This window comes from Micromonospora noduli (assembly GCF_003264475.1).
In the GTDB taxonomy this organism is placed as follows: Bacteria; Actinomycetota; Actinomycetes; order Mycobacteriales; family Micromonosporaceae; genus Micromonospora; species Micromonospora noduli.
The window spans coordinates 129,034-141,647 of record NZ_PYAC01000017.1; the positions used below are offsets into that span (position 1 = coordinate 129,034).

The window sequence follows — 12,614 nt, forward strand, 5'->3', positions numbered from 1 at the left end:
GATTGTCGGCATGCCTGCTCGTGCACTGAGCTTTGGAATGGTGGCCCAACGATACGAGCGGTACCGACCGGGCTACCCCGCCGAGCTTGTCGACCTGGTGCTGACGTACGCGGATCGGCCCATTCGAACGGCCCTGGAGATCGGCGCCGGAACCGGCAAGGCGACCCGGCTGTTCGCCGGAGCGGGCGTCACTGTCACCGCGACCGAGCCGGACGGGGCCATGCTCGCCGAGCTGCGCAGGCACGTGCCAGCAGGCGTCCGGACCGTGCGGGCCGCATTCGAGGACCTGCGGCCGGGCGCGAGGTACCACCTGGTCTACGCGGCAGCGGCACTGCACTGGACGAAACCGGAGGAGCGATGGTCGCTGATGGCCGCGCTGCTGGAACCCGGCGGCGTGTTCGCCTCGTTCGGTGGACCGACCCAGCTGGTTGACCCGGCGGTGGCGGACGCTGTCCGCGTCGCCCGGGCACCCTTCCTGGAGAGCGACGAGATTCCGTCGCCCGATGGCACGCCCGCGGGGCAGGCCATGCAGTGGCCGGGCACCGAGCTCCAGCGCTCCGAATGGTTCACCGATGTGCAGCAGACCGTGATCGAGCGTCGGCTGACGATGAGTGCTCGCGACTACGTCGGGCATCTGTCGACGATCTCGGCGTATCTCGAGCTGCCGACCTCGGAGCAGGAGCAGGTCTTCGCCCAGATCGAACAGGTCCTGCCCGAGACGGTCGAGCTCTCCGCCGACGTCATCGTGCATCTCGCGCGTCGACGCCCCGATCAGTAGCGCCCGCTGGCGCTCAAACCAGGAACTCCTCCCGCATCCGCGCGCCCAGGTTGATCCCGCCCACCGCCCGGGGGCTGGACGGGTCGTGCACCGCGACGGTGTTGTTGCGACGCATCAGCTCACGGACCGCGGGCGGCAGTCGCGGCGGGTCGTCCATCGCCGCGAGGACCTGCCCGGCACTGACGATCAGTCGATCGGCCAGGGTGGCAGCGTCGGTGTCTACCCGCACCCGGCCGTACTCCCAGCCGGAGGTGGTCAGGTCGAGCACCTCGAACACGCGGGTCACCAGCGGGTTCGGGTCGGTCACCCGGTCGAGCCGGGGCGCCCGGGTGCCGACCACTGTGACGGCGGCGGCCACCTGCGCGTACGGGTGGAAGCCACACGGCAACGCGAACAGCGGCCAGCGCAGGGCCGGGCCCGCCTCCTTCCACAGCGGCCGGTAGTTACGGCGGTGCACCAGCAGCCGTCGGCCGGTCCGTCGGTGGATCTCCTGGGCCTGGGCCTGAAGGTCCACGTGGGCCTCGTCGGCGACCTGACTCACGATCCGGGTCGCCACCACCAGGCCGTCGTCACTGTCGAGCGAACCGGTGAGCGCGTCGACCTGCTCGTTGAACCGGATCCGCGCGTGGGGGCCGTACCGGGACTGGACGTCGTGCAGCAGCGCCTGCTGGCGTCCCGGGTCGAGCTGGACCTTCCTACCGCCCAGCAATCGACGGAGCCAACGCATGTCGCCTCGATTCAGCAGAGCCGTCGCGGACGGCGGCAATGCTAGTGCGTCGATCCTCCCTCATGTTGCCAAGGGGGGTTGATCGGGGCCCTCTCGGAGACGGCGTTCACCGCCGACGGGGCGTGATCAGCCCCGACTCGTACGCCCACACGACCAGCTGCGCCCGGTCGCGGCAGTGCAGCTTCGTCATCGCCCGGTTGACGTGTGTCTTGGCGGTCAGCGGACTGATCACCATGCGCACGGCGATCTCGTCGTTGGTCAGCCCACGGGCGACCAGCTCGACGACCTCCTGCTCCCGGGCGGTCAGCACGTCGCGCCCGGCCGTTGGCACGGCCGGCGGTGGGCCGGCCACGAACTCACTGATCAGTGTGCGGGTGACCGTCGGCGCGAGCAGCGCGTCACCGCGCGCGACGACGGTGACGGCGTGCAGCAGGTCGGCGGGGTCGGCGTCCTTCAGGAGAAAGCCGCTGGCGCCGGCGCGGAGGGCGGCGAACACATAGGAGTCGAGCCCGTAGTTGGTGAGGATGAGCACGCGGATCGCGGCGAGGTCGGGATCAGCGGCGATGCGCCGGGTGGCCTCGATGCCGTCGAGGCCCGGCATCTGCACGTCCATCAGGACGACGTCCGGGCGCAGACACCGCGACAGGTGGACGGCCGAGGTGCCGTCGGTCGCCTCGCCGACGACCTCCAGGTGGTCCTCGGCGTCGAGCAGTGCCCGGAAGCCGGCTCGCATCAGCGCCTGGTCGTCGGCGAGCAGCACCCGGATCATCCCGGCTCCTCCGGGAGGCGGGCGGTCATCGCGGGCCGTCCAGCGGGAAGGTGGCCCGTACGGTGAACCCGTGGTCGTCGTGCGCGGCGGTCCGCAGCGTGCCGCCCAGGGCGCTGACCCGCTCCCGCATGCCGCGCAGACCCACGCCCGGGGTCAACGGCTCGGCCAGTGACGCCTGACCGTCGTCGGTGACCGCGACGGTCAGCCCCGCCGGGGCGTACTCCACCTGGATGTGCGCTGTCGCGGGCCCGGCGTGGCGGGCCACGTTGGTGAGGGCCTCCTGGATGACCCGGTACCCGGCCTGGTCGACCTCGTCGGGCAGGTCCCCGCGCTGGCCGGTGACGGTCACCTGCACCGGTACGCCGGCCGCCCGGGTCCGCTCGGCCAGCTCGTCCACCCGGGCCAGCCCGACCCGATCGCCGTCGGTTGGTGCGCGGAGGACGTCCAGGGTCGTACGGAGTTCCCGCATCGCGGCGCCGCTGGCCTCCTGGATCGCCAGCAGCGTGGCCGACGGCTCCTCGCCGTGCTTGCGGGCCAGGTGCACGGCGATCCCCGCCTGCACCTTGATCACCGAGATGCTGTGGGTCAGGGAGTCGTGCAGGTCGCGGGCGATGCGCAGGCGCTCCTCCCCGGCGCGCCGCAACGCCACCTCCTCGCGGGTGCGTTCGGCCTCGATCGCCCGTTGCTCGACCTGCTCCAGGTACGCCCGGCGCTGCCGCGCGACGAGCCCGGCGACGTTGGCCGCCACGAACCAGCCGAGCAGCAGGGCCGTCCGCTCGGCGACCAGTTGGCCTGGTCGGCCGGCCGGCGCCGTCGAGATGTCGCGGGCCAGGAAGCTACCGAGGAAGGCGAGGCTCGCCACGGCGGCGGCCGACCGGTGTCCCTGCCAGGCGCTGACGTACACCGCGCAGAGGACGGGGAACGCGGCGGACACCCCGGGGTGCACCCGGACGTGAACGGCCAGCATGGCGACGGTGACCACGCCCAGCGCCACCACCGGGTAGCGCCGGCACGCCGCCAGGGCCACCACAGTGGCGAGGACCAGGGCGACGTCGAGCACCTCGACCGGCGCGGCGTCCGGGGTGAGCACGGCGTTGCCGAGCAGGAGGACGCCGAGGGCGAGACCGCCGAGGGCGTACGGGAGGTCGCGGCGCATGTTCGCACTGTAGAACGGCCGTCGTCGGTGGAGCATCCCGCGCGCGTGGTACCTGCGGCGTACCACGGGCGCGGTATGAGCGGCGGGGCAAGTGTCTGCGGCGGCACGACGTTTTTCCGGCCCGCCGGAACAAGCATCGAGCCCATGACATACCGCTTCTTCACCCCCACGCCGACGAGGGCGGCCACCGGCCGCACAGCGTCCGTCTACCAACAGTTGCGCGACGACTTTCTCGGACCGTTGCCGACCTTCCAGGCGCTCTCGGCCGTGCCGGAGGTGCTGGCCGCGACCTGGGCGCTGATGCGGGAGGCGCTGCTCGCCGGGGACACGCCCCGGGTCGAGCGCGAACTCGTCGCGGCAGCGGTGTCCCGGGCCAACCGCTGTCAGTTCTGCGTCGACGCCCACGTGCTGCTGCTGCACGCGCTGGGCGCAGCGAAGCTGGCCGAGGCCGTCGCCCGGGGCGAGACGCCCACCGAGCCGAGGCACGCCGCGCTCGTCGGCTGGGCGCAGGCGAGCCGCAGCCCCAGAGCCGCCGACTGGACCAGCACCCACGTCCCGGAGATCACCGGCACCCTGCTCGCCTTCCACTTCATCAACCGGGTCGTCTCCGCGTTGCTCGACCCCGACCTGCTCCCCGGCGGCCTGCAACGCTCCCCGCTGGTGCGCTCGGTCGGGGGCCGGCTCTACGCCAAGGCGGCCCGGGAGCCGAAGGAGCCCGGCCGAAGCCTCCCGCTCCTCGACGCCGACCCGACCACATCACCTCCCGCCTGGGCGGGGGACAGCCCGGTGGGCGTCGCCTACGCGTCGCTGCGGGACGCCGCCACAGGGGGTGGGGACCTGCTGCTGGGCGACGTGGCGCGCCAGACCGTCACGGCCACGGTGCGCTGGGAGGACGGGCGGTTCCCGGCCCGGCCGGCGGACTGGGCCGTCGACCTGGTCCGGGACGTGCCGGGCACGGACCGCATCGGGACGCGGATCGCGTTGCTGGCGGCGTTCGCGCCCAGCGCGATCAGCCCGGGCGACGTCGCTCTCTGGCGGCTCTCCCACCCCGCCGACGCCGACCTCGTGCGGTTGGTCGCGTACGGGGCGATCACGGCCACCGATCACGTCGCCCGGGCCCTCGCCTCGGCGCGCCTCTAGGAGGTAACCCATGCGCAAGGCATTCGTCATCATCAGCGCTCTGCTGCTCGTCGCGTTCGCCGTGCAGTTCGTCCTCGCCGCCGTGGGCGGGTTCACCAGACCCGCCGGCGACGACGCGTACGCGCTGCACAGCGTCAACGGCATGGCGGTCATCCCGACTCTCACAGTGCTCACCGCAGTGTTCGCCGCCCTGGCGAAGGCACCGGGAAAGGTCGTCGGCCTGGCGATCCTGCCGATCGGCCTCGTCGTCCTCCAGCCGCTCATCGCCATGCTGGCCGAGGCGTCCACTGACGCGTCGGGTGTCAGCACCCCGCTCGGCCTGACCATCGGTGGGTTGCACGCGCTCAACGGAATCATCGCGGTGCACGTCGTGGTCGGCGTCCATCGGGCGGCGCGACAGCTGAGCGTCCCGGTTCCCGCCGTCACGGCTCGGCTGGTCACCCGGGAAGGAGAGCCGGCGTGACCACCGGGTCGCTGCTCGCGGCCGACCTCGTGATCGCGGTCCTCGCGGCTGCCGCCTGGCTGGGCGGTGGCGCCGCGTCCGCCGCCCGTCGCCGCCCGCTCGCGCTGGGACTGGCGGCCGTCGCGCTGCTCGCCACGCTCGCCCGCGCGATCACGATCACCGCCCTCGCCCGCGCCGGCTGGTGGTTCGCCGCGGAGAAGGTCCTCATCGCTGCCCCACTGTCGCTCGCGGCGGTGGGGATCGCCGGTCCGCGGTTGCTGCGGGCCCCGGGCGACATCCGGGCCGTCGCGGTTCCGCTGCTCTTCGCCGGGTACGCCACGAGCAGCGCCCTGCTCGTGACGATCCTGCACGGCTATCCGGCGTCGGCCGGGGCGGGGCTGCTCGCGGTCGCCGGAGTCGTGGCGGCGACGGTGATCTCGGGGCGCGCGCTCGGTGCGCACCTGCCCCGGACGGTGTCCCGGGTGGCCCTCGTGGTGGCGGTCGCGGCGCTGCTGACCGGAACCGGGCTGACCGTCGCTCCGGGCGCCGCGCCCGCCGTACCGCATGATCATGGTTCTCCGGCGGCCCGGATCGCCGACGAACCCACCCGGCGGTTCACGCTGACCGCCGGGACCGCCACTGTGGACGTGGGCGGCCGGAACGTCGCGGCGTGGGCGTTCAACGGGCAGGTCCCCGGACCGGAGCTCACCGCCACCGTCGGCGACGTGGTGGAGGTGACGCTGCGCAACCGCGACATCGGGCGCGGCGTCACAGTGCACTGGCACGGGTACGACGTGCCGAACGATCAGGACGGGGTACCCGGGGTGACGCAGGCGGCGGTGCGGCCCGGGCAGGAGTTCGTCTACCGGTTCCGCGCCGACCAGGCCGGAACGTACTGGTACCACACGCATTCGGCCTCCGATGTCGGCGTGCGGATGGGTCTCTACGGCGTGCTGGTGGTGCGACCGGGCCCGGCGACCGGCCTCGACGTCACAGTGCCGGTGCACACCCTGGCGGGCCGTCCGTTGCCCGCGCCGAAAGTGGAGCAGGTCGAGGCCGGCCTGCCGGTGCGGTTGCGGTTGATCAACACCGACAGCACGACGCACCGGTACGCAGTGGCCGGGACCGCGTTCCGGGTGGCCGCGATCGACGGTGTCGACCTGCGCGGCCCGACGCCGCTGGTGGACACCGCGGTGCTGATCCCGGCCGGGGGCCGCTACGACCTGGTCTTCGACGCGCCGGCGACCCCGGTGGCGCTGTTCGTCGACGGGCGGGCGGTCTACTCGACAGGCCCGGTGTCGACGGCGACCGGCGCCTGGCCGGTGCTCGACCCGCTCGGCTACGGCGCGACCGCTCCGGTGCCCTGGTCCCGGTTCGACAAGACGTTCACCCTCGTCCTCGATCGCGGCCTCGACCTGCGCAGACTGCTACCGCGGTACGCCCACACCGTCAACGGTGCGGCCGACCCGGACATCCCACCGCAGGTCGTACGCCGGGGTGACGTCGTACGGTTCACGATCGTCAACCGGTCGCAGATCGTGCACCCGTGGCACCTGCACGGCCACCACGTCCTGGTGCTGGCCCGCGATGGCAAGCCGGCGACCGGAAGCCCGTTGTGGCTGGACTCGTTCGACGTCCGTCCGGGCGAGGTGTGGGAGGTGGCGTTCCGGGCCGACAACCCGGGGATGTGGGCCAATCACTGCCACAACCTGGCGCACGCCGATGCCGGGATGACGCTCCATCTCATGTACTCGTGATCGCCGGGGCCTGTAGTTTTCTGTCATGACTGAGGACACCTTCCGTTCGGTGGCGATCGAGCGCACCAGCCTGGGCAACTACGTCGTGCGGAACTCCCGTGGCGGCTCGGTGTCGTTGGGCACGGGCGAGGACAGCAGTTTCACGCCGGTGGAGTTGCTACTGGCCGCCATCGGCGGCTGCACTGCTGTGGACGTGGACCACATCACCAGTCGTCGGGCCGAGCCGACCGAGTTCGCCGTCGCCGTCACCGGTGACAAGATCCGGGACGAGGCCGGCGGAAACCGGATGCGGAACCTGCGGGTCGAGTTCACAGTGACGTTCCCGGAGGGCGCGGAGGGCGACGCGGCCCGTGCGGCGCTGCCCCGGTCGTTGCAGCAGTCGCACGATCGGTTGTGCACTGTCTCCCGTACCGTCGAGCTCGGCACTCCCGTCGCGATCGCCGAGGGCCCCGGGACCACCGGGGACTGACGGGCGCTGAGCACGGCTACTCAGGCCCCTGCGGTTCGTTCGGGTGAGGATGACGGGCATGCGTCGACTACTGGTGCCACTGCTGATCCTGCTCACCATGGTGGCGGCGTGCGCCGACCCGAACGCCCAGCCGGGTCGCTCGGACCCGTCAGTCGCGGAGCCGGCGCCCACCGAACTGCTCGCCGACGGCAGCGTGCCCTGGGCCGACCTGAAGATCACCGGCGAGGACCTCAACGGCCGCCCTGCCGCGCCGAGAACGCCGGCCCCCGGCAGCGAACCGTGCCGGGCGGAGCAGCTGACCGGCCGGCTCACCACCTGGACGCGGCCCGGCACCGGCGGTGAGACGCCTCGCGGCTTCGACGCCGCCATCGGCAAGCTCATCGGCGAAGTGGACGTACGGAACTCGTCGACTGTCGAGTGCACCCTGCAGGGCGAGGTGCCCACGACCATGCTCGCCGGCGGCCGCGAGATCCCGATGCTCTACACCCACGGCATCAACGAGGAGGGCCGTACCCGGGTGGTCGCCGTGCCGGCCGGCGGCCACGCCAGCCTGCGCCTGGACTGGTCCGGGCCGTTCTGTCAGCCCGTGAGGGGTTCGTTGGAGCTCGCGATCGAGTTGCCGCACGACGGCGGCAGGTTGCGCGCACCGGTCACCGCCGACGAGCGTCCGGGCTGTCCGCAGGGGGAGGGGGTGCACCCGCGCGCGCGGGGAACGCTGTCCGCGAGCGGGTTCACCGAGCCGGTGACGGTGTCGAAGCCCCCGTCCTCGCCGCTCGAAAAGCTCACCGTCGCTGTTCAGGGGCCGACGACCGCCGCCGCCGGGTCGCGGCTCACCTTCCAGGTGACGCTGGGCAACCCGACCGACGGCCCCCTCGCGCTGGACCCCTGCCCGGGCTACCTGATGGAACGGTTCTCTCTCGGCGACGCGACGAACGACGCGGTGAACTCGGCCCAGCTGTACCGGCTGAACTGCCGCGCGCTCCCGCAGATCCCTGCCGGCGGCAGCGCCGTGTTCGAAATGGTCGCCGAGGTGCCAGCCTCGATGCGGGCCGGGCGCGAGCTGAGCGTGACCTGGAAGTTGTATCTGCCGCACTACGTGCAGCGGGGCAACCAGTTCGGTGTCCTCACCCTCACCGTCGTCTGAGAACGGTCGCTGCTGGGCCAGCCGCACCGGCGAAGTCGACGTGGGCGAGAACGAGGGATAGATGCTGTTGAGGGTATGGGAGCGCTCCCGTAACATACCTGACGCGGCCTGTTAACGCTCACAATCGGTCACTGCACAATGACCCACACCAATGCATAGGCCGCCGTCCCGCGAGGAGGGTGCTACATGACCAGATCCAAAGCCACCAATGTCGGTCTGGTTGCGGCCGGCGTCGGCTTACTGATGTCGTCGACAGTTGTCGCGGCGCTGCCGGCCGGTGCCGCGGCTGAGGGTTGTTCGGTGAACTACGCCGTGTCGTCGCAGTGGCAGGGCGGCTTCGGCGCCAACGTGGCGATCACGAACCTGGGTGATCCGTTGAGCAGTTGGACCTTGACCTGGTCGTACGGCGCCGGGCAGACGGTGACGCAGGCCTGGAACACGTCGCTGACGCAGAGCGGGTCGGCAGTGACGGCGAAGAACGTGAGCTACAACGGTGGGGTCTCGACCAACGGCACTGTGTCGTTCGGGTTCAACGGGTCCTGGACGGGCAGCAACCCCGACCCGGCGAGCTTCGCCCTGAACGGCGTCACCTGCACCGGCGGCACGACGACTCCGCCGCCGACCGACCCGCCGCCGACCACCCCACCGCCGACCGATCCGCCGCCGACCACGTGCAACCTTCCCTCGACGTACCGGTGGTCCTCCACCGGGGTGTTGGCGACCCCGAGGTCGGGCTGGGTGTCACTCAAGGACTTCACCGTCGCCCCCTACAACGGCCAGCAACTCGTCTACGCCACCACCCACGACAACGGCACCCGGTGGGGCTCGATGAACTTCGGCCTCTTCACGAACTACTCGCAGATGGCCTCGGCCAGCCAGAACGCGATGAACAACGCGACCGTCGCGCCGTCGCTGTTCTACTTCGCCCCGAAGAACATCTGGGTGCTCGCCTACCAGTGGGGTGGGCCGGCGTTCTCCTACCGGACCTCGACCAACCCGACCAACCCGAACGGCTGGTCCGCGGCACAGACCCTGTTCAGCGGAAGCATCACCGGTTCGGGTACCGGCCCGATCGACCAGGCGGTCATCGGTGACGACACGAACATGTACCTGTTCTTCGCCGGTGACAACGGCAAGATCTACCGGGCCAGCATGCCGATCGGCAACTTCCCCGGCAGCTTCGGCTCCAACTACACGACCATCATGAGCGACACCACGAACAACCTCTTCGAGGCCGTTCAGGTCTACAAGCTCCAGGGCCAGACCCGTTATCTCATGATTGTCGAGGCGATCGGTTCGCAGGGCCGCTACTTCCGCTCGTTCACGGCCACCAGCCTGGGCGGCTCGTGGACGCCGCAGGCCACCAGCGAGAGCAACCCGTTCGCCGGCAAGGCCAACAGCGGCGCCACCTGGACCAACGACATCAGCCACGGTGAGCTGCTGCGCACCAACGCCGACCAGACGATGACAGTCGACCCCTGCAACCTGCAACTGCTCTACCAGGGTCGTTCCCCCAGCTCCGGCGGCGACTACGGCCTCCTGCCGTACCGGCCGGGTCTGCTGACCCTGCAGCGCCCGGTTTGATCACGCTCGACTGACCCGGACGGGCGGGCTCGGCGTCACGCCGAGCCCGCCCGCACCACGCCGGGATCCACTCGGGTTCAGGGAAGTCGCGGTATACCGGTCGTCCTGACGCCGCGACTTCCTTGAACGCGAGTCGATCAAGCAACGGCAGCGCTGAGGCCGGCGGCGACGTCCGTGTAAGGATGTTGTGTGAGCTGCGAATCAACAGTGTCGTCGGCGGTCGATCCAATCGCCTCCTCTCTCGTACTGGAAGGGGAGGGGATCGTGCTGCGGGACTGGCTCGACGCCGATCTGCCGCACATGCCGGGCCTCTTCGACGCGCCGGACATCGCCGCGAACACCGATATTCCTTCTCCATTCGACGCGGACGCCTTTCTGGTCAGAATTCGGCGGCGCCGTGCCCAGGGCATTGTCGACCTGGCCGTGACGCGCGACGGCGAGGAGCCGCGTGGCCTCGTCGCACTGCACGTGGCGAGCGGGGTGCTGGGGTACGCCATCGGCCCCTCGCACCGCGGCCGAGGCCTGGCGTCGCGTTCTCTGCGGTTGATGACGACGTTCTGCCACGAAGAACTCGGCTTCACCCGACTGCGGCTGAGCATCGTGCAGGGCAATGTGCCCTCGCGGCGGGTCGCCGAGTCCGCCGGATACGTCCGGAGCGACGATGCCGTCGTCGAGAGGACGAATGGGTTGGGGCAGCCGAAGCTGCTCGAAACGTGGCACTGGATCGCTCCCGTGACGTCGGGCTGACAAAGACGGGATACGACACGCACCATCGGGACCGCCTGTGGCTGACGAGTTTGGGACGATGCGCCGGTCGACCTACCGACATCACCCGACTCGAAGGGATCCCCGCGATGGCAAAGGTCATCTCCACGCTGTTCATCTCGGCCGACGGTGTGGCCGAGATCGACCCTGACTGGCACTTCCCGTACTTCGACGAGAACATGGGCCGCGCCGTCACCGAGGACTATGACGCCGCCGATGTGCTGCTCATCGGCCGCGAGACGTACGACAGCTTCGCCGGGGCGTGGCCCGGCCGGGAGGCCGCGGGTGGGGACGACGCGCCGTTCGCCAAGCAACTCGGCGACATGCGCAAGGTCGTCGTCTCACGCCAGCCGCTGGAGTTCTCCTGGCGCAACTCCGAGCTGATCAACGGTGGCCTCCTCGACGCTGTCACCGCGCTCAAGGCCGATGCCGGCGTCCGGGGAATCCTCATCCCCGGGTCGATCTCAGTGGTGCAGCAACTGCTCGCCGCCGGCTTGGTCGACGAGCTGCGTCTGCTGGTGCATCCGGTGGCCGCGCGCAAGGGCCGCAAGCTGTTCGACGAGGGCGACGCGGCGTACCACCTGCGACTGCTGGCTTCGGAAGCGTTCCCGACCGGCGTCCTCCGGGTGATCTACGCGCCGGGCACGGCACCGACTCCGGTCGGCTATGAGGAAATCAAGGACCAGGTGCCAGCCGGAAACTAGTGGGCGTTTCGGGGACGGCCGCCGCGCCGGCCGCTCCCGGGTCCGGGTCACCGGTGCCCGGTGGCACGCCTCGCCGGATTGACCGCCACCGATTCATCCCACACTTCGGACCGGCATTTAGTGAGGTTCATCGATATTGACGGCGGGCGTCGACGGCGACAGGATCTCGGGCACCACCACCCTGATCCCTCCTGGGAGGCGCCATGACCCGTCCCCGCCTGCCCCGCCTGCGGGCAGCCACCCGGTTGGCCGCACTCGCGCTGGCCACCGCCGGCGTGCTGCTCACCGTCGCCACCCCCGCCAGCGCCGCCGTGCCCACCGGCCGTTACGTCGCGCTGGGCGACTCGTACACAGCAGGTCCGCTGATCCCCACCCAGGTCGACCTCAACTGTCTGCGGTCCAACCGTAACTACCCGTCACTGGTGGCGGCGTCCGCCGGCTCGTCGTCGTTCGCCGACGTGAGCTGCTCCGGCGCCACCACGGAGGACATCCTCTACGGCGGTAGTGGCCAACTGGGCATCACGTTGCCGCCGCAGCTCAACGCGGTCACGTCGAACACGTCGCTGGTGACGGTGCAGATCGGCGGCAACGACATCGGCTTCTCCGGCATCATCGGCGACTGCGCGGAGGCGAGCGTCAGCAGCCCGCTCGGATCTCCGTGCAAGAACCGGTACACCGCCGGAGGTGTCGACCAGTTGCAGGCACGGATCGTCGCCGCCACGCCGAAGATCACCGCCGTGCTCCAGGCGGTCCGGCAGGCCGCACCGGGCGCGCGGGTCGTGGTGCTCGGCTACCCGGCGATCCTGCCGGACAGCGGTTACGGCTGCTGGCCGGTCGTTCCGATCGCCTACCAGGACGTGCCGTACCTGCGTGGCGTCGAGAAGTCGCTCAACGCGATGCTGGCCAGCGTCGCGAGCGCCAACGGCGCCACCTACGCCGATGTCTACACCCCGTCGATCGGCCGCGACGCGTGCAAGGGCAGCGGCACCCGGTGGGTCGAGGGTCTGGTGCCGCAGAACTCGGCCGCGCCGTTCCACCCCAATGCCCGAGGTGAGCAGGGCATGGCCACCGCCCTGATTGGCAGGCTGAACAGCTGATCGAGCCTTGGCAGGCTGAACAGCTGACCGAGCCGTAAACGGCCGAGCCCGCCCCGCCGGCAGCGGCGGGGCGGGTCACTCC

General features: G+C 70.8%; 13 protein-coding genes. 10 read left to right on the forward strand and 3 right to left on the reverse strand.

Translation table 11 applies throughout. From position 1 onward, the window contains the following. The first annotated feature begins 10 nt into the window (after positions 1 to 10). Positions 11 to 778, forward strand: coding sequence for a class I SAM-dependent methyltransferase (locus MED15_RS19365; protein WP_112736507.1), 768 nt, complete (start codon positions 11 to 13; stop codon positions 776 to 778). Positions 779 to 791: 13 nt separating this feature from the next. Here MED15_RS19365 and MED15_RS19370 read toward each other — a convergent pair whose 3' ends face one another. The 3 genes from MED15_RS19370 to MED15_RS19380 all read right to left on the reverse strand — a co-directional run bounded on the left by MED15_RS19370 (position 792) and on the right by MED15_RS19380 (position 3,430). Continuing rightward, positions 792 to 1,505 carry a hypothetical protein gene (locus tag MED15_RS19370; RefSeq protein ID WP_112584436.1) on the reverse strand — a complete coding sequence of 238 codons (714 nt, stop codon included), beginning with the start codon at positions 1,503 to 1,505 and terminating at the stop codon, positions 792 to 794. Between the two features lie 106 nt (positions 1,506 to 1,611). Then, a complete protein-coding gene (locus tag MED15_RS19375; RefSeq protein WP_112736509.1) occupies positions 1,612 to 2,274 on the reverse strand; it encodes a response regulator in 663 nt (220 codons plus the stop codon). Between the two features lie 25 nt (positions 2,275 to 2,299). Further along, complete coding sequence (locus tag MED15_RS19380) at positions 2,300 to 3,430, reverse strand: sensor histidine kinase (protein WP_244220511.1); 1,131 nt, start codon at positions 3,428 to 3,430, stop codon at positions 2,300 to 2,302. Positions 3,431 to 3,574: 144 nt separating this feature from the next. Between MED15_RS19380 and MED15_RS19385 the strand changes: the two genes are divergently transcribed. The 9 genes from MED15_RS19385 (at position 3,575) to MED15_RS19425 (ending at position 12,532) form a co-directional block, all read left to right on the forward strand. Further along, positions 3,575 to 4,570 (forward strand): carboxymuconolactone decarboxylase family protein, encoded by a 996-nt coding sequence (locus MED15_RS19385; protein WP_112726208.1) that lies wholly within the window; start codon positions 3,575 to 3,577, stop codon positions 4,568 to 4,570. Between the two features lie 10 nt (positions 4,571 to 4,580). Beyond that, complete coding sequence (locus MED15_RS19390; protein WP_112584440.1) at positions 4,581 to 5,033, forward strand: DUF6220 domain-containing protein; 453 nt, start codon at positions 4,581 to 4,583, stop codon at positions 5,031 to 5,033. Beyond that, a complete protein-coding gene (locus MED15_RS19395) occupies positions 5,030 to 6,769 on the forward strand; it encodes a multicopper oxidase family protein (RefSeq protein WP_112584441.1) in 1,740 nt (579 codons plus the stop codon). Before MED15_RS19390 ends, MED15_RS19395 begins: the two co-directional genes overlap by 4 nt. A 25-nt stretch (positions 6,770 to 6,794) precedes the next feature. Beyond that, a complete protein-coding gene (locus tag MED15_RS19400) occupies positions 6,795 to 7,238 on the forward strand; it encodes an OsmC family protein (RefSeq protein WP_112584442.1) in 444 nt (147 codons plus the stop codon). A gap of 58 nt (positions 7,239 to 7,296) precedes the next feature. Continuing rightward, a complete protein-coding gene (locus MED15_RS19405; RefSeq protein WP_112584443.1) occupies positions 7,297 to 8,382 on the forward strand; it encodes a hypothetical protein in 1,086 nt (361 codons plus the stop codon). 186 nt (positions 8,383 to 8,568) lie between these two features. Further along, positions 8,569 to 9,966, forward strand: a complete 1,398-nt coding sequence (locus MED15_RS19410) for a glycoside hydrolase family 62 protein (RefSeq protein ID WP_112736513.1) — start codon at positions 8,569 to 8,571, stop codon at positions 9,964 to 9,966. 264 nt (positions 9,967 to 10,230) lie between these two features. Next, complete coding sequence (locus MED15_RS19415; RefSeq protein ID WP_146766733.1) at positions 10,231 to 10,713, forward strand: GNAT family N-acetyltransferase; 483 nt, start codon at positions 10,231 to 10,233, stop codon at positions 10,711 to 10,713. A 107-nt stretch (positions 10,714 to 10,820) separates the two neighbouring features. After that, positions 10,821 to 11,435, forward strand: coding sequence for a dihydrofolate reductase family protein (locus MED15_RS19420; RefSeq protein ID WP_112584446.1), 615 nt, complete (start codon positions 10,821 to 10,823; stop codon positions 11,433 to 11,435). Between the two features lie 203 nt (positions 11,436 to 11,638). After that, positions 11,639 to 12,532, forward strand: coding sequence for an SGNH/GDSL hydrolase family protein (locus MED15_RS19425; RefSeq protein ID WP_112584447.1), 894 nt, complete (start codon positions 11,639 to 11,641; stop codon positions 12,530 to 12,532). Positions 12,533 to 12,614 lie beyond the last annotated feature (82 nt).